14 protein-coding genes are annotated in these 19,868 nt (G+C 69.3%); 4 read left to right on the top strand and 10 right to left on the bottom strand.

What is annotated here, in order from left to right; genetic code table 11:
* Positions 1–11 precede the first annotated feature (11 nt).
* Entirely contained in the window at positions 12–1,436 is a 1,425-nt protein-coding gene (locus BM287_RS05365; RefSeq protein WP_090036715.1) for a phosphomannomutase/phosphoglucomutase, read from the bottom strand.
* A 113-nt stretch (positions 1,437–1,549) separates the two neighbouring features.
* Entirely contained in the window at positions 1,550–1,759 is a 210-nt protein-coding gene (locus BM287_RS05360; protein ID WP_090036713.1) for a DUF3499 family protein, read from the bottom strand.
* A 42-nt stretch (positions 1,760–1,801) separates the two neighbouring features.
* Here BM287_RS05360 and BM287_RS05355 point away from each other — a divergent pair, with 42 nt between their 5' ends.
* The gene (locus BM287_RS05355; RefSeq protein WP_090036711.1) at positions 1,802–2,245 is read left to right on the top strand and encodes a metallopeptidase family protein; all 444 of its coding nucleotides are present in this window, start codon (positions 1,802–1,804) and stop codon (positions 2,243–2,245) included.
* 16 nt (positions 2,246–2,261) lie between these two features.
* Here the strand turns inward: BM287_RS05355 and BM287_RS05350 are convergent, their stop codons facing one another.
* From BM287_RS05350 to BM287_RS05315, 8 genes are all read right to left on the bottom strand, one after another.
* A complete protein-coding gene (locus BM287_RS05350) occupies positions 2,262–3,143 on the bottom strand; it encodes a class C sortase (protein WP_244527915.1) in 882 nt (293 codons plus the stop codon).
* Positions 3,144–3,287: 144 nt separating this feature from the next.
* Positions 3,288–4,892 (bottom strand): SpaH/EbpB family LPXTG-anchored major pilin, encoded by a 1,605-nt coding sequence (locus BM287_RS05345; RefSeq protein WP_090036706.1) that lies wholly within the window; start codon positions 4,890–4,892, stop codon positions 3,288–3,290.
* Between the two features lie 102 nt (positions 4,893–4,994).
* Positions 4,995–8,009: a DUF7927 domain-containing protein gene (locus BM287_RS05340; RefSeq protein ID WP_090036704.1), complete on the bottom strand. Its 3,015-nt coding sequence runs from the start codon at positions 8,007–8,009 to the stop codon at positions 4,995–4,997.
* A gap of 215 nt (positions 8,010–8,224) precedes the next feature.
* On the bottom strand, positions 8,225–9,661 hold the full coding sequence (locus tag BM287_RS05335) for a DUF5719 family protein (RefSeq protein ID WP_090036702.1): 1,437 nt from the start codon (positions 9,659–9,661) through the stop codon (positions 8,225–8,227).
* A complete protein-coding gene (locus BM287_RS05330) occupies positions 9,654–12,857 on the bottom strand; it encodes a glycosyltransferase (protein ID WP_090036700.1) in 3,204 nt (1,067 codons plus the stop codon). Before BM287_RS05330 ends, BM287_RS05335 begins: the two co-directional genes overlap by 8 nt.
* 72 nt (positions 12,858–12,929) lie before the next feature.
* Positions 12,930–13,253 carry a WhiB family transcriptional regulator gene (locus BM287_RS05325; RefSeq protein ID WP_090036697.1) on the bottom strand — a complete coding sequence of 108 codons (324 nt, stop codon included), beginning with the start codon at positions 13,251–13,253 and terminating at the stop codon, positions 12,930–12,932.
* Between the two features lie 188 nt (positions 13,254–13,441).
* Complete coding sequence (galE, locus tag BM287_RS05320) at positions 13,442–14,404, bottom strand: UDP-glucose 4-epimerase GalE (RefSeq protein WP_090036695.1); 963 nt, start codon at positions 14,402–14,404, stop codon at positions 13,442–13,444.
* Between the two features lie 262 nt (positions 14,405–14,666).
* A complete protein-coding gene (locus BM287_RS05315) occupies positions 14,667–15,845 on the bottom strand; it encodes an acyl-CoA dehydrogenase family protein (protein ID WP_090036693.1) in 1,179 nt (392 codons plus the stop codon).
* Between the two features lie 115 nt (positions 15,846–15,960).
* Here BM287_RS05315 and manA point away from each other — a divergent pair, with 115 nt between their 5' ends.
* Genes manA through BM287_RS05300 form a run of 3 tightly spaced genes read left to right on the top strand, consistent with a single transcriptional unit; the run spans position 15,961 to position 19,867 of the window.
* Positions 15,961–17,121, top strand: coding sequence for a mannose-6-phosphate isomerase, class I (gene manA, locus BM287_RS05310; RefSeq protein ID WP_090036691.1), 1,161 nt, complete (start codon positions 15,961–15,963; stop codon positions 17,119–17,121).
* 52 nt (positions 17,122–17,173) lie between these two features.
* Positions 17,174–18,556 carry an O-antigen ligase family protein gene (locus BM287_RS05305; protein ID WP_244527913.1) on the top strand — a complete coding sequence of 461 codons (1,383 nt, stop codon included), beginning with the start codon at positions 17,174–17,176 and terminating at the stop codon, positions 18,554–18,556.
* Positions 18,557–18,577: 21 nt separating this feature from the next.
* Positions 18,578–19,867, top strand: a complete 1,290-nt coding sequence (locus BM287_RS05300) for an O-antigen ligase family protein (RefSeq protein WP_090036686.1) — start codon at positions 18,578–18,580, stop codon at positions 19,865–19,867.
* Position 19,868: the final 1 nt, after the last annotated feature.

The following is a 19,868-nucleotide window of genomic DNA, read 5'->3' as shown; positions in this document are numbered from 1 at the left end:
TCCCGGCACCCTCAGCCCCGAATGAGGCCGAGCACCTCATCCCGGATCCGTGCCATCGTCGCGTTGTCGGCCGCCTCCACGTTGAGCCGCAGCAGGGGCTCGGTGTTGGAGGGGCGCACGGAGAACCACCAGAACGGCTCGTCCTGGCCGACGCGGCCGGTGACCGTGAGACCGTCGAGCTCGTCGAACTCGGCCCGCGGCGCGAAGGCCTCGACGATCCGGGTGAAGGCTGCGGGCACGTCGTCCACGGTCGAGTTGATCTCGCCCGACATCGCGTAGGGCGTGTACCGGGCGGCGAGCTCGGAGAGCGGGCGGTCCTGCGCGCCGAACTCGGCGAGCAGGTGCATGGCGGCCAGCATCCCGTTGTCCGCGCTCCAGAAGTCGCGGAAGTAGTAGTGCGCGGAGTGCTCGCCGCCGAAGACCGCGCCGGACTGCCGCATCGCATCCTTGATGAGGGAGTGGCCCACGCGCGTGCGCAGCGGGGTCGCGCCGGCGGCCTCGATCGTCTCCGGGACGATGTTGGAGGTGATCAGGTTGTGGATGATCGTGATCTCGGCGTCCGGGTCCTCGGCGCGGACGCGGGCGATCTCGCGCAGCGCAACGATCGCGGCGACGGCGGACGGGGTGACGGCGGAACCGCGCTCGTCGACCACGAAGCACCGGTCGGCGTCGCCGTCGAAGGCGAGCCCGAGGTCGGCCCCCTGCTCCACGACGGCACGCTGCAGGTCGACCAGGTTCTTCGGCTCCAGCGGGTTCGCCTCGTGGTTCGGGAAGGTCCCGTCGAGCTCGAAGTAGAGCGGCACGATGGTGATCGGCAGCGGAGGGAGTCCCGCGGCCTCCTGGAGCACGGCCGGTACGGTCAGTCCGCCCATCCCGTTGCCCGCATCGACCACGATCGTGATCGGGCGGATCCCGCCGAGATCCACGAGCGATCGGAGATAGGCCGCATACCGCTCCAGCACGTCCTCCTCGCGGAAGCCCCCAGGCCGTGCGACCGCCGGGATCCCTTCGCGCAGGTAGGCCGCGGCCCGGTCGCGCACGGCGCGGAGACCGGTGTCCATGCTGAGGCCCTGGGCGCCGGCACGTGACAGCTTGATGCCGTTGTAGGTGGGCGGGTTGTGGCTCGCCGTGAACATCGCGGCCGGCGCCTGCAGATGGCCGGAGGCGAAGTAGGACTCGTCGGTGGAGCAGAGGCCGATCGACACGACGTCGGCGCCGCGGGTCCGCGCACCCCGGGCGAAGGCGGCGGCGAACCCCGGAGACGAGTCGCGCATGTCGTGGCCGACGATCACGTCGCGGCCGGCAGCATCCACCTCGTCCACGAAGGCGGCGGCGATGGCCTCCACGACCTCCTCGGTGAGATCTGTGCCCACCAGCCCTCGGATGTCGTAGGTCTTGACGACGGACTGCAGACGGGGGTCGCCGGTGATGCTCATGGCCCTAACCTATCGCGCCGGGTCGTGCGCGCCGGGTCGTGGGCGCCGGGTCAGGTCGCACGGGCGGGGCCGGGCCGGGCCGGGGTCGCATGCGCCGGGTCGTGGCGGCCGGGTCAGGTCTCGGTGACTCCGACGTGCCGGACGATCTGCCAGCCCTGCGGCGCGGACAGCCGCTCCGCGTGGATGGCGCACAGATCGTAGGCGTGCGGTTCGTGCTTGAGGCTCAGCGGCCCGAGCACCGCCATCGAGTCCGCGTACACGTACGTGAGCGTCTGCACGGCGTCGCGCGGACACGCGACGCGGGAACAGGGTCGGCTCAACATCGCCCTCAGAATAGCCGAGTGCGGCCGACGTAGGATGGCGACATGCCCCGCAATCGCCGCACCAGCAGCCAGCCCCCGGCGACGAGCCGCTGGCGGAGCAGGCACGGTCGCGGAGCGCGGGGGCCCGTCACCGGTCCGCACCTGCCGATGCTGCAGAACCGGATCGACTTCTTCGACATGACCGTCGCCTCCACCGCCGACTACCTCAAGGGTGTCTGGCCGGAGGAACTGTCGAACGTGCACTTCGAGGTCGCGGCGACCCCGATCGGCAACTCGGGCGAGGACGGGGTGGACCGCTGGCGAGTGGATGCCGCCCGTCGTCGCATCGTGCTCTACCGCATCCCGATCCAGCGCCTGACGAAGCTGCACCGCGACGACGAGGTCCACCGCCGCATGTACATCGAGGGATGCGTCTTCCGCGCTGTCGCCGAACTGCTCGGCAAGGACCCGTGGGACCTGGCGCCGGACCGCTACCGCCACTTCTGAGCCCGGTCGCCCCACACTATCGAGTCCACACAGATTGCACGTTCCGACGGCGTATTTCGTGCAGTCTTCGTGTACTCGATGGTGGGAGGCGACCGGGCGTTTGGGTGCGTCCGGCCCAGACGGTGTAGGAGGCGATGAGGAGCAGGCTCGCGCCGTAGAGGACGAGCCACCAGGGGAAGTGCAGTTCCGGCTTGGTGTTGGCGGCCGCTCGCAGCTCTTTGGGCGGGGTCGGGAGGATGCGTTTTCCGGTCACGAGGATGCGGTGGGTGTTGATGCCGAGCGGCGTGCAGGTGACCAGGGTGACCAGGTCGCGTCCGGCCTCCTGACGAAGCGTGGCGGTGTCTTCGGGCGCCACGACGCGGGTGTCGAAGACTTTGTAGGTGATCACTTGCCCGAAGGTCGTCAAGGTGAAGGTGTCGCCGACCTTCACTTTGTCGAGGTTGGTGAACATGGTGGAATCGGCGAGACCCCGGTGTGCCGTGATGACCGAGTGTGTGTTCTTGCCGCCGATAGGGAGCGATGTCCCCTGGAGGTGGCCGGCGCCTTTGAGGAGCGTTTCGTCGCTGGTGCCGTGGTAGATAGGGAGGTCGACGCCGATGGCGGGGATCTGGATGCGGGACATCGCCCCGTTGGGGGTGTCGAGCAGCTCCCAGTAGTCGTAGCTCTTCTGAGTGCTCGTACCGTTGCCGAGGGGCACATGGGTGTTGGCCTCGAGGACCGCGCCTGCCGAGAGGTCGGCATTGTAGCGGCGCGCTACGGAAAGCTGCTGGGAGGCGGTCGGCTTGACCTTCTTGATCGCGTCGTTGTATTGCCGGACGACAAGCGACTGGTTGTAGTCGTTGATCCAGCTCGCTGCGGGTGAGTACGCGAGGACACTCGCCCCCACGACGGCGAGCAAGACCGTGAGGATGAGGACGAAACTGGGTCGCCACTTCGCTTTTGGCGGTGCGTGGCGTGGGCTGTATCGGGGCATGGTGTCTTCAACGGTTCAGGGGGTGGGCGGGCTGATGAGAGCCCGCTCCACCCCTGACACGGATTGGTGTTACGCGTTCTCGCGGTTGGCGATACGGCGTCGGATGATCAGTACCCCACCGAAGGCGATGGCGAGCAGGGCGATGCCGCCGATGGTGAGCGCGATCTGCACGTTCGAGCCGGTGAAGGGCAGCTGCGGGACGCCCTGCTGAGTGTTGTCGATCTTCACCAGCGGGACGGTGCCGTTGTCACCGGTCTTGACCATCACCGGGGTGAGTGCCGCGGTACCGGTGGGGAGGACGAAGCCGTTCGGCGCCTGGATCTCCTTGAGGACGTAGCAGCGCTGCAGCAGGTCGTGTCCGGCGACCGTCGTGTTGGAGACGGTGCCGTCGGCTGCAACGGTCTTCTCGGTGTCGCCGATCCAGAGGCCGGCGATCGAGAGAATGCCGGCGCTGTCGGACGTGACGACAAACGGTGAGCTCGAGCCGACCGTGGTCACCTGCTGCAACCCTGTGATGTCGGCGGTGCACCCGGACTGCTGGTCGGTGGTGCCCATGTAGACCTCGAACTTGGCTCCCGAGAGGCCGTCAGCGGTGTTCGCGGCGTTGACCTTCTCGAGGGTCAGGTTGCCCCAGCGGGTGGTGGTGGTGTTGGTCGGCGAACCGTCCGGACCGTTCGGCGATCCCGGGGTGAGCGTGAAGTCGTTGAGGTTCACGAACGCCTGGTTGTCGATCGCCCCCGGGGTGTTCGGCGTGGCCTGGAAGTCGAAGACGACGTTCATGCCCGCCTGCAACTTCGCCAGACCTGCCGGAGTGAAGGTGACCGTGAGCTTCTGGCCGGACCACGCAACGGTGTAGTCGGCGCCCGTGACGAAGGTCGTCTTGGCTCCCCCGAGGATCCCGGTGACCGTCACCGGGGTGACCGTGTCCGGAGTCAGCTTCGTGTCGAGCGTGTCGGTCAGGGTGAACTTGGTGTAGCTGTCACCGCTCGCCAGTGCGGGGACCAGCTGCGTGACCTGGTACTCCACCGGAGCGCCCAGCAGGGCACCGTTCGTCGGCTGGTTCACGACATTCTTCACCGGGCCGTCGGCCGTGGTGTTCTTCGGGTAGAGGTTCACGTCGTACACCCAGTCGCCGCTGAGGTTCTTCGGGTCCGCCGGGGTGGGCAAGGTGACGATGAACGGCGCCGCCTTGTCGACCACATTCGACGGCGCGGAGACCTCACGCACGAAGTACGCACCCAAAGGCAGCTTCACCGACGCGGACATGCCGGCGGCGTCCGTCGCCGGCATGCTGGTGCACCCGCTCAGGGTGTAGCTGCCGAGCTGTGTCGTGCCCTGCGCCGCAGCGGCCTGCAGCACGGTGGCCGGGATGGCGTTGATCGCGTCCCAGCCGGTGTTGGTGCCGTCGAGCAGGTTGATGCCGTTGATCGAGCAGTACTCGAAGACGACACCGGCGATCGGTGCCGTGTTCGGGGCCGTTCCGGTGCCCGACGGGTTCTCGTCGCCGTTGCCGGGGTTGGTGTATTTGTGGATGATGATCGAGCCCTGCTGTGCGGTGTCGATCGATGCAGCATAGGCCGCGGATCCGATTGCCACGGCACCCAGTACTCCGAGCGACACCACCGTGCCGATGGCGAGAGCGGCGCGCCCGCGACGGCGTGTGATTGCGGTCATTTTTCGTTTCTTTCCTTTCTGTCCGCCGCTTGGTGCGACGAGCAGGCTTTTCAGTGGCGCAGGCGCGCCGGTCCCAGGATCAGGACACGAATCAAGGGATCTTCAGGCCGTGCGGCGGTGGCGAATCAGCTGCCAGACGACCAGACCGAGCACGGTCGCCAGCAATCCGCCGCCAGCGATGGTGAGAGCGTCGGTCCCTAAGCCTCCGGTCAGCGGGATCGCCGGGACGGGCAACTGCTTGTTGACCACATCGGCCAAACTGACCGAGATCGGGGAGTTGGAGGTGATGGTCACCGGAATCGGGGTGGGATCGAGTTTGAACCCGACGGGGGCTCGCGTCTCAACGAGCTGGTACGTCCCCGGCCCCAGGTTGGTCAGTCTGAACTGGCCGCCGATCGGGTCGATGTCGCTCCCGGTGCACTGGGCGGGCGAGGCGGCCTGACAGTCCGTCACGACGATCGGGGGGCCGGTCGGTTTCCCCGCCCCATCGACGGGTGTGAACGTGAAGGCAGCGCCGGTGAGGATGTTCTTGGCGCCGGTCGCGTCGATCTTCTTCCACAGCACGTCCGTCACTTGCACAGCCACGGTCGCCGTGCAACGAGGGTCGGATGAGCCCGAAGCACACCCGTTTCCGGGAGTCGACGAGACCACCGTGTTCGTGAGCGAATGGTCGCCCGTGTCAGGACTCTTCACCGTCACCGAGTAGGTGATCGTCGCTCTCCCACTGGAACCTGCGAGCGCGCCGGACCACGACAACGTCGGCGCTGCATACGATACGGTGCCCGAGGTCGCGGACTGGTCATTGTTGTAGGTGGCGTCCTTCAGGACGTCGGTCAGGTCGTCGCTGAACGCGGCGTTGACGTATGCCTGGGTCCCCGCATTTGTCACGTTGATCGTGTAGGTGACCTTGTCCCCGGGTCTCGCCGTTTGCACCGAGGCCACCTTCTGGAAGACAAGGCTGCATTGCGAGTCCGCTGGCACCAAGGAAGCCCGGTCGGAGAACTGGACGACACCGGTCGTATTGCCGTTCGGCGCATCACTGCCCGACGCTGACGTGGTGACAGCGTTGGCCGTGTTGGAAAGCGTCAGCGGTGCCGCTGCATCACATGCCACCGGCGGGGCGATCGTTTGGAAGCACATCTGCGGCGGATCGCCCTGCCACGTGATCGCGACCTGCCCACTCACGACACCGGTCGGGTCGTTGATTCCGTTGATGGTCACACTTGCGGTGATCGACGTCACCGACGTGGGGATCGTCGCCAAGGAGAGCGATGCCCCGGAAGCCAATGTCACACCGTTGAACCCGGTGATCACGTTGCTGTTCTGATCCCTCAAAGTGATCGTCGCGTTCGTGTAGGCGCTGGCGACGGCACCGGGCAGCGTGAGACTGCCCCAGCCTCTGAAACCGGCCGCTCCGGATCCGCAGTAGAAGTTCAGCGGCGTCACCGTCAGACTCACCGGGGCGGACACGCTGCTGCAACCGCCGCCCGTGATCCCGTTGAAGAAGAGAATCTGAGCGCCGTCACCGTCAGCGACGAGACAGTTCGGTGCGACCTGCGACGCCGAGCGAACGGTGTAGTTGATGTTGTTCGTCGGTGGGGTGAAGTTATTGCAGAACGGCACCGTCCCCGATCCCGGGTACGTCGCGAAATCGACACAGAGGACGGTGTTACCGCCAGAGATATACACCTTAGTGCCCTGGACGAATGCATCACCGGCAGCGTTACCCGACGCGGTGAACTTGGCGCCGGTTCCCGCGTAGGGCGACGACACCAACGCGGTGCCAGCCAGGTTCCAGCAGGTCGATGTCGGCAACGATCCGTTGCCGTTCGGAATCGTGCACACCCCTTTCAGGATTCCGGTCGCGGACAGGAAGGGCGCGTAGTCCGCGCCGGCCAGGGCGCTTGAACTGCTGTTGGCCACTGGCCACGCGCCCGAGCACAGCGCGCCACCTGCGATGTAGCAGTACGTGAGCCAGCTGCCGCCTACCACGGGAACGTTGGCGAAGACGTAGTTCCCGAAGGTCGCGGACGAGATTGCTACGTTCGGTACGTTCGTGCTGTTCAGCGCCAGGACGCCGCAATTGGCTCCCGTGGAGACGGAGACGCAGAACAGCTTCGCCCCGGTCGTGGTCTGCGCGACGGCATAGATGTTGCCGTTGGAGGCTGGGATTCCAGTGGATCCGATTTGCGCGCCGATATAGGCGGAGCTACCGATGTCGAACTGGGTGAACCCGCAGCTCTTCGGCGGAGTCGTCGACAGATCCACACATCCTGTGCCTACAGCCGCCGGGGATTGGGTCTTCCCCGTCGCCGCGAAGAAGAACATCTTGGTTCCGGATATCCAGGTGCCGTTCTCCCACCCCGTATTGCCGTCGAACGTGGTGCCCGTTCCCAGCGCTGTACCAGAGGTCGATGACCAGGTCAGGACATGGGCACTCCATCCCGGACAGACGGAGCCGTCCTGCTGCGAACAGTAGACGAAGCTGCCTGTCGTGTTGTGGTGATAGGCCGCGTAGGTGAGGCCGTTGCGCATGGCGACGTTGTAGCCATCGCCACCGGTGGTCGAGAATGCGGTGCTCGGCTGTTGCTGAATATTGATGGAGCGCTGTTCAGTGCCCTGCGGTACGAGGGTGCCGGTGAAGCCCACGCCGTTGGCATTCGCCGGGGGCGTGCCTGTGGCCCAGGTGGTCCCTGCGTTGGTGGTGTATTGCGGCGAGATGGTTCCGACCGCGTTCTGGTTCGGCGGCACTTGCAGAGACCCATTCACATAGGCGCCGGCGTTGGTGATGACGTCCTTGAGATTGACCGATGCGGGCGCTGTCGTGTTGTTCTGGTAGTCGACCACCCATTTGAGCGTGTCGCCGGGCTTAGCGGTTCCCGTCTTGGCTCCGCCGGGTGCGTCCGACGACGCAGCGCTGCTGCCGTTGGTGACGTTGGTCGCCGTCTTGTAGATGGTGGACACCGATGTCGCCGATGCATCGGCGAAGTAGTTCGGAACAATGAGAACCGCGACAAGCGCGCCGAGAGCCAGGCAGCCCGCGACCAGCGCCGCAAGCCGCCACCGGCGCACCATCCTCGAGCGGAAGGGATGGTCGGGTCGCGCCAGAATGGTCATGAGTAAGCGTGTCAATGTCAGTCCAACCAGTATCGAAAGGGTTCTCTACATAGAGGGACACGACCGGATGCGTTTCATCACGCGACCGTGAGCAAAAAAGTACGACGCGGTCGCCTACGCGTGCCGCGGGTCGACGCCGTCGCGCTGGAGCCCGAAGACGGGCGGCGTCGCCGGGGACGGTGCAGTTCTCAGGCGCGAGTGCGCAATCGGACGGACTAGTTCGGGTAGACCCTGATGGGCGAGGCCAGGGGGCCCGGCGGAGCGAGCGCGAAGCTGCTCGCACGTCCGTCGGCGCCGAAGCTGACGCTGCCCTCGAGGCCGTCAGCGCCCGTCACGCGGTAGGTGCCCGCCGCCACCCGGAGGCCGGCACCGCCTTCGGCCGGCACGGCGACCTTCATCGGCTTGCTGCCGTGGGCGAGACCCTGCACGGTGACCGTGCGATCCGCCTCTCCCCGGTTGGCGAAATGCAGCGTGGCCTGAGGGCCGGACGGGACCACGGCCAACAGGCTCTTCTGCAGCGGCTGCGCCGAGGAGAACCAGCTGAAGTCGCGGGTCTTCGCGCCGATCACCGAGGTGCGCGCTGCTGCGACGACGGGAACGGTCGAGTTGACCGTGACGGTGTAGCTGCCGTCCTTGAGGTGGTCGAGCGGCACCTCGGCGACAGTTCCCGCCTTGAGGCTCGCGGCGTACGAGTTCCCGGCGGATGTCCCGGCCTCCCCCACGGCGCCGACGGTCACCTGCGCGTCCTTGTCGCCCGGCACCAGCAGCCGGACGACGGGGAAGTCGACGCCGACGCTCTCCGCCGACTGAGCGCCCTGGATGGCGGCCATCGATGCCACTGTGACGCCCGGGATGATCTGCTGAGGGCCGGGCGCGCCGGTCGCTCCCGCGATCTCCGCTCCGCGCGGCTGGATGCCCTGCTCGAAACTCTGCTGGAGGGAGGCGACGACCTCGCCGCCGCTGGTCTGGACTCGCACCACCGGAGCCGCCGCTGTCGGCGCGAGGCCGGACAGCGGGACCACTTTCTGAGCACCGGCGGGAACGAGGATGCCGGCGGCGCCGGGGGCGCTCACCGGGCCGCTCTCCGTGTAGATCGACAGCGTCACCGTCGCATCCACTTTGCTGGGGTTCGCGAGCAGCACGAGGCTGGTCTGACCGAGCGAAGTGGATCCGGCGGCCAGCCACGTGTCCGCGCTCGGCTCCGCGCAGGCCGCCGCCGCGAGTCCGGCGAGGTCGTCGGTCGCGGCCTCCTGCAGCTGGGCGGCGGCGAACAGCGGAGGCGTCGTCGCGCCCTTCGGTGTGGCGACGCTGACAACGGAGGGTCCGTCCTCGGTGGAGGACGTGTCGGCGTCAGGCTTCAGCGGGTCGGTCCGGACGTCCGGTCCATCCGCGTCGGAGGCGGTGGTCGGCGATCCGATCGTGCTCGGGCGGGTGGCCGCGCCGGCATCGGCGGCGAGTTCCAGCAGGGAACCGGGGCAGACGCGCTGCTGGTCGGCCGGCACCGGAGCCACGGTCTCAGCGGGCGCGCTGATGGCGAACCCCGGCAGCGGGAGCACGGTGGCGCCGGCGACCGCGACGAGCGCGACGCCGATGCCGATCAGGCCGCCGACGGTGCGGAAGCCGATCCGTGCGAGGCCTCTGCGGTCAGTCATGGTCGCCTCCCTCGAAGCTGCGTCGTGGACGGACGATGGTCTCCTCCAGGCCCTCTTCGAGCGTGGCCGGGGCGGGCGGGGTGGTCACGCGCTCGGCGGTGGGTTCCGCCTCCGCGGAGGGTCCGGCCTTCCCGGCGGGTTCCGCCTCCCCGGCGGCCCCCGCCTCCGCGGCGGGTCCGGCCTCGGGCGCCGGCGGCGGCTCGCGACCGGGGATCTCGTCCTCCTCCGCCGACTCGACGATGGCCTCGTCCGCGGGTTCGGCCTCGTACTCGCTCACGCTCTCGGCGGCGACGCCCTCGGACGTCTCGTCCGGCGCCGGCGGCTCGTCCTCCGGCTCGACGGCGGCCTCCTCGTCCCTCCGCCTGCCCGGGCGCCGGGCGGAGAGCTCCGACACGCGATCGGCGGAGCGCGAGGTCGGGATCGCCAGGAGGGCGGTGATCCCGATCACGATGCCCTGCACGACCAGGACGATGACCCGCCACAGCCCCCCGGCCCCTGCCGGGATCTGCGCTGCGGCAGCGATCTCGCCGGTTCCCCGGTCGAAGGCCCAGAGCCGGCCGCTCGAAGTCGCACCGACCTGGGCGAGGAGCGGGTTGGCATCCATCGCGACGGCGGCGCGCATCCGGGTGGCGTCCGCCGCGGAGGTGTCGGAGCGGTCGAGCGTGCTCGCAGGAGGCGTGAGGAGGACGAAGTCGATCCCCAGTCGCTTCAACGACGCGGAGGCATCGTACCCGCTGCGCGATGACAGGTTGCCGGCCAGCTCCGCGACCTGACGCTGCCCCGAGGTGAGGGTGCGGCGGGTGTCCGCGAGCGTCGACAGGTCGTCGAGCGTCTGGCCGCTCCCGCGCACGATCTCGGCGCTGATGCCGCCGTCTGCCTGGGGAACGATGCGCAGCGTCCCGGTCCGCGGTTGCGTCGAGGCCTTCGCGGTGACGACCGCCGGCATCGTGCGGCCGTCGCTCTCGGTGACGTCGCCGTGGCCGGTGAGGACCAGCGCCCCGAGGGGCCCCGCGAGCACCGCAAGAGTGACGATGGCGGCCCACGCCGGGTACACCGCCGCGCGGCCGAGGGCGGACAGGCCCAGCACGGCAGCGCCGATCAGCCCGAGCCAGTAGAGGCTCAGCGCCGTCCCCGGCCAGATCGGGACCACCGTCCCGCCCGTGACGGCGACCTGGAGGTGCAGCGCCACGACGGCGCTGACGAAGCCCGCGAGAGCGACGACGAGCGCGACGATCGCCCGGACGCTTCCGCGCAGGAACAGGGCCAGGATCGCCAGCACCCCGAGCGGCAGGAGCAGGATCGGCACCGCGATGTTCGCAGCGGTCGAGGGCAGGATGAGTTGGGAGGCCAGCTCGTGCCAGCCTCCGAGCAGGCCGTCCGGGAAGCCCAGCGCGAGCTGCCAGGCCGGAGTCTGCCGGGCGGCGAGCGGAACGCCCGGGTCCGCGACGATGGACGCCCAGGCGCCGCGCGAGACCTGCTCCCAGACGAGCGGTGCGAAGAGCACGACTGCGGGCAGGGGGATGAACGCGATGCGGGCGCCACGCCGGCCGGCGAACACGATGGCCGCGATCCACGCGATGAGCAGGGCCGGGATGAGGATCGGCGCGCAGGCGGCCGTTGCGGCGGCCAGCAGTGCGGTCGTGGCGCTTGCGGCCCACGAGCGCCGTGCGGCGAGCCCGGCGAAGAACAGCCACGGCAGGAGGATGTGGGCGAGCACGGCCGACGGGCGCCCGCCCTGCAGCGCCACCAGCAGCGTCGGCGCGAGAGCGTAGGCGAGGGCGCCGAAGGCACGGAGGGTGGGACGGGCGGTCAGGCGGGCGGCCGCGAGCCAGGCTCCGAGAGCGGCCAGGGGAAGCGCGAGCAGCCAGAGCACGACCAGCGACTGCGAGGGCTGCCAGAAGGTGATCGTGCCGAGAACGGCGAGCACGGCCGAGAACGGGTCGGCGGCGCCGGTGAAGCCGAGACCCACATCCCTCCAGCCGTAGCCGAGGTTCGCCCAGAGCTGGCCGACCGAGTCGTTGAGCGGGAGCAGGCCGCCGCCGGTGAGGGCGCCGGAGCCGGTCAACGGGAAGAACAGCACCACACCGACGAGCAGAGCGACCAGCACCGCCCAGCCGCCGCCGGTGCCGAAGAAGTCGAGGTCCTGCTTCTCCCCCTGCTGGCGGACCATCGCGGCCTCGCGCTTGAGCGCATGGCTCCGACGGACTTCTGCGAAGGGGATGCGCAGCGGCGCGACGGCCGCCCAGCCCACCTCGCGGGCGGACGCCAGGCGCCGGCGTGCGTTGCTGACGGCCAGACCCGAGAACGCCACCCGGGACGCCGCCCTCAGCTCGCCGCCGACCGAGCCCGGCTCCTTGCGCAGCAGCCGCAGCAGCCCGCGGAGGATGCCGAGCGGGACGAGCGTGAGCCAGTGCAGCGGGACGGCCCAGCCGGGCGCGTAGACCATCCGGCGGTGGAGCTGCGCGGCACGCCGCTCCCGCGCCAGGCGGCGCCGCACGGTCCATTTCGGCGAGAGGTTGGGACCGGCCGTGCCGGCGCCGCCGACCGCGACGCGCGCGGACGCCACGAGGGTGACGCGGAACCCGGCGAGGCGCGCGCGCGCGCAGAAATCGAGTCCGTCGTCCGCCGTCGGGAGGGCCGGGTCGAAGCCGTCGAGCCGCTCCCACAACGCCTGCCGCACGAGCATTCCGGCACTGGATACGGCGAGCACGTCGCTGAGGCCGTCGTGCTGCGCCTGGTCGAGCTCGTTCTCGACCAGGGGCACCGAGGCCCCGAACGGCGTCATCGCCTCGCCGAACTCGCGGATGAGAGCCGGATCGTCCCAGTCCACCAGCTTCGGGCCGACGACGGCGACCGAGGGCGAGACTTCGAGGGCCGCCAGGAGCGCTTCGAGGGCCTGCGGCTCCGGCGCGGTGTCCTGCGCGAGGAGCCAGAGCAGCTGGCCGGAGTCCGTGGCGGGAGGGAGCACGCGCACGGCGGCGGCGACGGCGGCGCCGAAGGAAAGCTTCTCGGGGACGCTCAGCAGCTGGGTGGGGTGGAACTCCGACAGCAGCCGGGTGGCGTCGTCGGCGGTCGCGCAGTCGACGGCGATCACGGCGTCCGGTCGACGGGTCTGCTCCGCGAGGGCGTCGAGAGTGCGCTGCAGGCGGGGGCCGCCGCTCTGGGCGACGACGATGGCGGTGACTCTCGGATACATCGGGAGCCAGCCTAAGTCGGGGTCGCGCCGATCACGTCTTTGCGCCGGGCGCGGCGCGGATCAGAAGACGGTTCAGCCGGCGCGCTTGCGCAGTTTGCGGCGCTCGCGCTCGGACAGGCCGCCCCAGATCCCGAAACGCTCGTCGTTGGCGAGCGCGTACTCGAGGCACTGCGACCGCACCTCGCAGGAGGTGCAGATGCGCTTCGCGTCGCGAGTGGAGCCGCCCTTCTCGGGGAAGAACGCCTCCGGGTCCGTCTGGGCGCACAGCGCGTCCGTCTGCCAGGCGAGCGGATTGTCGTCGTCGACAGCGGCTGCGCGGACGCCCGGCACCCCGAGCCGGACCGGATCGATGAACCAGTCGTCGGGTACTCCGGAACGATATTCAGGCACTGGCATATCGGTCTCCCCACCCATGAACTGCTGAAACACGAGATTCTCGCGTTCCCCTAATTACACCGGTGTCATTCGCTTACGTCAAGTCGCGAATCGTAAAGCCTTGACCGCCGGTCGAGAGTTCGCGACGCGCCGGGGAACGACAACAATCCCGACACGCCCGGCCGTCTCGGACGGGGTGCGGGAGGGTGTCAGGATGCCGCTTGCCGCGCTTCCCAGGCGCTGCGGACCATATCGTCGAGGGTGTGGCGCATCGTCCAGTCGAGATCGCGCGCTGCGAGCTCGCCTGAGGCCACGATCCTCGCCGGATCGCCCACGCGTCGAGGCCCCACTTCTGGGGTGAAGCGGATGCCCGTCACCTCGGCCACGGTCGACATGATCTGCCCGACCGAGACGCCGTCGCCGCTGCCCAGGTTGTAGACCGGCTCGATCGGCTCCCCCGCATCCAATCGCTTCGCCGCTGCGACGTGCGAGGTCGCGAGATCGGCGACGTGGATGTAGTCGCGCACGCAGGTGCCGTCCGGGGTCGGATAGTCGTCGCCGTTGATGCGCGGAGTCCGCCCCTCGACCAGCGCGTCGAACACGAGCGGGAACAGGTTGTGCGGGCTGGTGTCGCGCAGGCCCGGTTCGCCGGACCCGACCACGTTGAAGTAGCGGAGGGAGGTGTGCCGCAGTCCGGTCGCGACGCCCTGGTCGCGGAGCAGCCACTCGCCGATCAGCTTCGACTCGCCATACGGCGACTCCGGGCTCTTGGGCGTCGTCTCGGTGACGATGTCCACATCCGGCGTTCCGTAGACCGCTGCGGAGGAGCTGAAGACGATCGCCTCCACACCCGCCTCCTGCATCGCGCCCAGCAGCACGGCCGTCGCCGTCACGTTCTGCTCGTAGGTGTGCAACGGACGCTGGACGGACACCCCGGCGTACTTGAAACCGGCCACGTGGACGACGCCGCTGACCGGGTTCTCGGCGAAGATGCGCGCCAGCAGCTCGGCGTCGAGGATGGTGCCGCGGTAGAAGGGGACCTCGCTCGGCACGAACTCCGCGTGGCCGCTCGACAGGTCGTCCACGACGACCACGTCGATGCCCTGCTCTCGGAACGCCCGCACCACGTGCGCTCCGATGTAGCCTGCGCCTCCGGTCACCAACCACGCCACGGGGGTCCTCCTGATCGTTCGCCAACGGGATGCGGCCACACTATCGGTCCCGGGAGCAAGGCCGGGATTCGTCACCGTTCACGGCGACATTCGTCACGAATGTGCACTTAGAGGCGCTCTAAGCGACGATTCGTCACGAATGTCTTCCGTCACACGGCCCAAGCGACGATTCGTCACGAATGTGCACCTACACGCCGCCCAAGCGACGATTCGTCACGAATGTGCGGGACAGGCACGGCGCGAGGCGAGGCCGGAGACCGCGTCAGACGAAGGCCGCGTGCCCGGTGATCGCGCGGCCGACGATGAGCGTGTTCATCTCGCGCGTGCCCTCGTAGGAGTACAGCGCCTCCGCGTCGGCGAAGAAGCGCGCGACGTCGTACTCGAGCACGATGCCGTTGCCGCCGAGCGCCTCGCGGCACCAGGCGACCGTCTCGCGCATCCGCGCGGTGGCGAACGCCTTCGCGAGCGCCGAGTGCTCGTCGCGCTGCTCGCCGGCGTCGAGCAGCTGCGAGACGCGGGTGCACAGCCCGATGGAGGCGGTGATGTTGCCGATGGACTTGACGAGCAGATCCTGGATCAGCTGGTGCCCGGCGATCGGCTTGCCGAACTGCTCGCGCTCCGTCGTGTAGCGCAGCGCCGCCTCGTACGCCCCGACGGCGACCCCGATGGCCGCCCACGCCACCTCGGCGCGGGTCAGCCGCAGCACGCTCGCCGTGTCCGCGAAGCTGTTCGCGTTCTGGAGGCGCATCGACTCCGGGACGACGACGTTCTCGAGCGTGATGTCCGCGTTCTGCACGATCCGGAGCGACTGCTTGCCTTCGATCTTCGTGGCGGTGTAGCCCGGGCTGGTCGAGGGCACGATGAAGCCCTTCACCTGGCCGTCTTCTGCGCTCTTCGCCCAGATGATGGTGATGTCGCTGAAGGTGGCGTTGCCGATCCAGCGCTTGGACCCGTTCAGGACCCAGTTCTCGCCGTCGCGCGTGGCCACCGTCTTCAGTCCCCGCGCCGAGTCGGAGCCGGAGGTGGGCTCGGTGAGGCCGAAGGCCCCGAGCACCTCGCCGCTCGCGAGCTTCGGCATCCACTCGGCCCGCTGCTCGTCCGAACCGCAGACGCCGAGGGCTCCGAGCGCCAAGCCGTTCTGGACGCCGACGTAGGTGCTCACCGACGCATCCACCCGGGCCAGCTCCAGCGCGACCCAGCCGCGGAACACGGCCGAGTTCTCGAAGGCCGCCGTCTCCGGGAAGCCGAGGCCGATCACGTCGTTCCGGTGCAGCACATCGACGATCCGGCGGGGGAACTCCGCCTTCTCCCAGTTCTCGTTGACGATCGGTTTGAGCTCCGACTCGAGTTCGGCGCGCAGCGTCGTCAGGAAGTCCTTCTCCCGGTCGGTGAGCTGGTTCGCGAAGCCGTAGAAGTCTCCGGCGATGGTCTCGAAGGGCATGTGTGCTCCAGTGCGTCCACAGGGATGGTCGGGCCGCCGTCAGCCTAGGGACCGCACAGGGACAGGACAAAGCGATTGGTAGTTTGGTCCAACGGAACAAAAGGGATGAGGACGCATGTTTGTGCGCATCGGCAACTCCCCGCGCGACTACGCCTGGGGTTCCACGACCGCGATGGCGGAACTGCTCGGCACGGAGCCGAGCGGCCGGCCGGAGGCGGAGCTGTGGCTGGGCGCGCATCCCGGATCCCCCGCGCGGGTGCTCGACCCGGAGCTGGCGGACGGGGCGGCCGACCTCGCCGCCTGGGAGCGGACGAGCGACCTTCCGTACCTCCTGAAAGTCCTCGCCGCCGAAAGCCCGCTGTCGCTCCAGGCGCATCCCTCCTCGGAGCAGGCACGGGCAGGGTTCGAGCGCGAGAACGCGGCGGGCCTCGCCCCCGACTCCCCGGACCGCAACTACAAGGACCCGTTCCACAAGCCGGAGCTCATCTTCGCGCTCAGCGACCCCTTCGAGGCGCTGTGCGGGTTCCGCGACCCGGTCGAGAGCCGGGCGGCGCTGGAGCGCCTCGCGGCCGCAGCGACGGGAGGCGCCGTCCTCTCCGGCTTCGCCCGGACGCTCGAAGGCGATCCGGCTGCCGTGCTGCGTCGCGCGACCGAGTGGCTGCTCGGCGGCGACCCGGATGCGGACCTCCTCGTCGCCGAGGTGGTCCGCGCAGCGCGCGCCCTGCCGGACGACCGGGATGCGCAGACCGTGCAGATGGTCGACGACGCGTTCCCCGGCGACCCGGGCATCGTCCTCGCGCTGCTGCTCAACCGGGCGACGCTGCGGCCCGGCGAGGTCCTGTACCTGCCGGCGGGCAACATCCACGCGTACCTGCGCGGGCTGGGGATCGAGCTGATGGCGGCGTCCGACAACGTGCTCCGCGGCGGCCTCACACGCAAGCGCATCGACGTCCCGGAGCTCGTCTCCGTGCTGGACTTCACGCCGATCCGGCCGACGCCGCTCGCCCCCGGGCATCCTGCGCCGGGCGTCGAGACGTTCCGGCCGGACGTTCCCGACTTCGCCCTCGATCACATCGCGCTCGCGGGAGACGTCGGCAGCGCGACCGTGACGCTCCCCGGTACCGCGATCGCGCTGGCGACGGAGGGCCACGTCGAACTGCGCGGCGCGACCGGGGCGCTGCGGCTGGAGCGCGGCCAGGCCGCGATCGTCACGGAGGAGACCGAACTCGCGGTGAGCGGGCAGGGCGTGCTGTTCGTGGCCCATCCCAACGGCTGAACGCGCACGGCGCGCGGCGCCCGCCCACCGACCCGTCCGTTATCCTGCCGAAGTGACAACCCCGCGCGTCCCGCCCCCCGCCCGACCCCGGGCCGCGCGCCCTGCGCCCCGCCGTTCCGGAGTGGATCCGGCCCGCGTCGCCGCGGTACGGACCACGACGGGGACGGCGGAGGCGGTCCTCGCGTCCTTCGCGCTGTTCACGCTGTTCGCCGGCGACTTCTGGCGCAACCTCATCAGCTGGCCGGGCTACTTCGTGCTCGTCGGTGTGCTGACGGTCGTGGTCGGCGTGGTCGTCGTCCGCTCGCGTCCCCGGTTCCGCTGGCGGAGCACGCCGAAGACGCTCGTGGTGTTCCTGGCGCTGGCCATCGTCTCCATCGCCTGGTCGGACTACCCGGGTGCGAGCGCACTCGGCGTGATCGCCCAGCTGGCGACCACCCTGGGCGGGCTCTTCCTCGGGCTCCGGCTCGGCTGGCCGGGGCTGCTGAGCGCGCTGGGCAACGCGTTCCGCTGGATCCTGGGGCTGTCGCTCCTCTTCGAGCTCGTGGTCGCGGCGATCGTCCGGCATCCGGTCCTCCCGCTCACCCCGGCCCAGCCGGTGCCCGCGGGTCATCTCCCCTCTGCGTTCTACTGGAGCCGCGACCTGCTGTTCCACGGCGGCCCGATCCAGGGCATCCTCGGCAACAGCAACCTGCTGGCCATGATCGCGCTCCTGTCGCTGATCGTGTTCGGCATCCAGCTCGCCGACCGCACCGTGCGCCGCGGGTCCGCGATCACGTGGCTCGTCCTCGCGGCGCTCGCCCTCGCGCTGACCCGATCGGCCACGGTCATCGCCGCAGCACTCGTCACGGCGGTCGTGCTGGGCTTCGCCCTCTGGATGCGGCGGGCCGGCCCCGCGCGTCGCACCCCGGTGTATGTCACGGCGTTCGCCCTCCTCGCCGCGGGCATCGTCCTCATCTCGGTCTTCGCCTCGCGCATCCCGGCCCTGTTCGGCAAGAGCGAGGACCTCACCGGCCGGCTCGACATCTGGCAGGCCGTGATCGGGCTGGCGCAGCAGCGTCCGGTGGCCGGCTGGGGATGGGTCAGCTACTGGGCGCCGTGGGTGAAGCCCTTCAAGGGCCTCGCGACACGAGGCGGCGTCGAGTACCTGCAGGCCCACAACGCCTGGCTGGATGTCTGGCTGCAGCTCGGCATCGCCGGTCTCGTCGTGTTCGTGCTGCTGGTGCTGACCACGCTGGGGCGCGCCTGGTTCCTCGCGGTCGACCGTCCGCGCTTCACGGTCGCGGACGACCAGCCGTATCGGGCCATCGCCCTTCTGCCGCTGCTGCTGATGGCCGCGCTGATCGCGCAGAGCTTCGCCGAGAGCCGCATCCTCATCGAGGGAGGCTGGGCGCTCCTGGTCGCCCTCGCTGTGGCCACCAAACGGACCGCGCCGTAGCCGCACCCGTAGTCTGTGAACATGGCAACGCCCCCACGGACCCTGGTGCCGCCCGCGGTGACCGAGTTCCTGGGGTCTGCCCGTTTCACCTCGACCCTCGCCCTCCTGGCGGTGATCACCGGTTTCTCGACGCACGCGATCCGCGGGCTGATCGGATGGCCGGGGCTGATCGGCGCCCTCGCCGTCCTCGTGGTGCTCGCCGCCCTGTCCTTCGCGGCGCAGTGGCGACTCATCGAATGGCACGGGCTGCTGCCCATCTCGGCGCTGCTGTTCGTCGGGTGGTGCGCGGCCTCGATCCTGTGGAGCCAGTACCAGTGGGCATCCTTCGCCGGGGTGATCTACCAGTTGATCTTCGCGTTCCTGGCGGTGTACATCGCCCTCGTCCGCGACGCCATCCAGATCGTCCGCGTCGTCGGTGACGCGCTGCGGTTCCTGCTCACCCTGTCGCTGGCGCTGGAGGTGCTGAGCGGCCTGCTGCTCGACGCGCCGATGCGGTTCCTGGGCATCCAGGGCAACCTCGCGGTCGGAGGACCGATCCAGGGACTGTTCGGCACCCGCAACCAGCTGAGCATCGTGGCCCTGATCGCGTTCGTCACCTTCCTGGTCGAGCTGCGGACGCGCTCGGTGCGGCCGCCGGTCGCGACGTACTCGATCATCCTGGCCGGGCTCTGCATCCTGTTCGCCCACTCCCCCGTGATCGCCGCGGTCTCGGTCGTCGTCGGGCTGGCGACCCTCGCGCTCTACCTTCTGCGGAAGGCCACGACGCAGCAACGGCCCTACTTCCAGTGGGGTCTCGCGATCCTGACGGTCGCCGTGCTCGTCGTCGCGTACATCTACCGCACGCGGGTGATCGACCTGCTGAACGCCCGCGCCGACTTCCAGGTGCGCTACCAGCTGTGGCTCCAGATCTGGCAGCTCATCCCGGTCCAGCAGTCGATCGGCTGGGGCTGGGTCGGCTCGTGGCCCACGGACCTCTACCCGTTCACTGCCATCCAGGACAACACCGGCGTGTACCACTCCGACGGACTGAACGCCTACCTCGACGTGTACCTCCAGGTCGGGATCATCGGCCTGCTGCTGTTCGTCGCCCTGATCGGGCTCGCCTTCACGCGGTCGTGGCTGCTCGCCTCCAACCGCCGCAGCGTCGTCTACGCCTGGGCTCCGCTCGTGCTCGTCGCGCTGCTCGTCACCAGCGTCTTCGAGAGCTCGATCCTCGTCGAGGCGGGATGGATGCTGCTGATCATCTGCACGGTGAAGGCGTCGCAGGGCATGAGCTGGAGGCTGCGGCTGCCGCACCGCGAACCGAGCTGAC

Origin of the sequence: Leifsonia sp. CL147 (assembly GCF_900114565.1) — a bacterium.
In the GTDB taxonomy this organism is placed as follows: Bacteria; Actinomycetota; Actinomycetes; order Actinomycetales; family Microbacteriaceae; genus Leifsonia.
This window is presented reverse-complemented; position numbering and strand designations above follow the sequence as displayed.

What these genes read in the sequence shown, in the direction of transcription:
- BM287_RS05365 (WP_090036715.1), bottom strand. Translation starts at nt 1,436, where the DNA reads ATGAGCATCACCGGCGACCCCCGTCTGCAGTCCGTCGTCAAGACCTAC.
- BM287_RS05360 (WP_090036713.1), bottom strand. Translation starts at nt 1,759, where the DNA reads ATGTTGAGCCGACCCTGTTCCCGCGTCGCGTGTCCGCGCGACGCCGTG.
- BM287_RS05355 (WP_090036711.1), top strand. Translation starts at nt 1,802, where the DNA reads ATGCCCCGCAATCGCCGCACCAGCAGCCAGCCCCCGGCGACGAGCCGC.
- BM287_RS05345 (WP_090036706.1), bottom strand. Translation starts at nt 4,892, where the DNA reads ATGACCGCAATCACACGCCGTCGCGGGCGCGCCGCTCTCGCCATCGGC.
- BM287_RS05340 (WP_090036704.1), bottom strand. Translation starts at nt 8,009, where the DNA reads ATGACCATTCTGGCGCGACCCGACCATCCCTTCCGCTCGAGGATGGTG.
- BM287_RS05335 (WP_090036702.1), bottom strand. Translation starts at nt 9,661, where the DNA reads ATGACTGACCGCAGAGGCCTCGCACGGATCGGCTTCCGCACCGTCGGC.
- BM287_RS05330 (WP_090036700.1), bottom strand. Translation starts at nt 12,857, where the DNA reads ATGTATCCGAGAGTCACCGCCATCGTCGTCGCCCAGAGCGGCGGCCCC.
- BM287_RS05325 (WP_090036697.1), bottom strand. Translation starts at nt 13,253, where the DNA reads ATGCCAGTGCCTGAATATCGTTCCGGAGTACCCGACGACTGGTTCATC.
- BM287_RS05315 (WP_090036693.1), bottom strand. Translation starts at nt 15,845, where the DNA reads ATGCCCTTCGAGACCATCGCCGGAGACTTCTACGGCTTCGCGAACCAG.
- manA (WP_090036691.1), top strand. Translation starts at nt 15,961, where the DNA reads ATGTTTGTGCGCATCGGCAACTCCCCGCGCGACTACGCCTGGGGTTCC.
- BM287_RS05300 (WP_090036686.1), top strand. Translation starts at nt 18,578, where the DNA reads ATGGCAACGCCCCCACGGACCCTGGTGCCGCCCGCGGTGACCGAGTTC.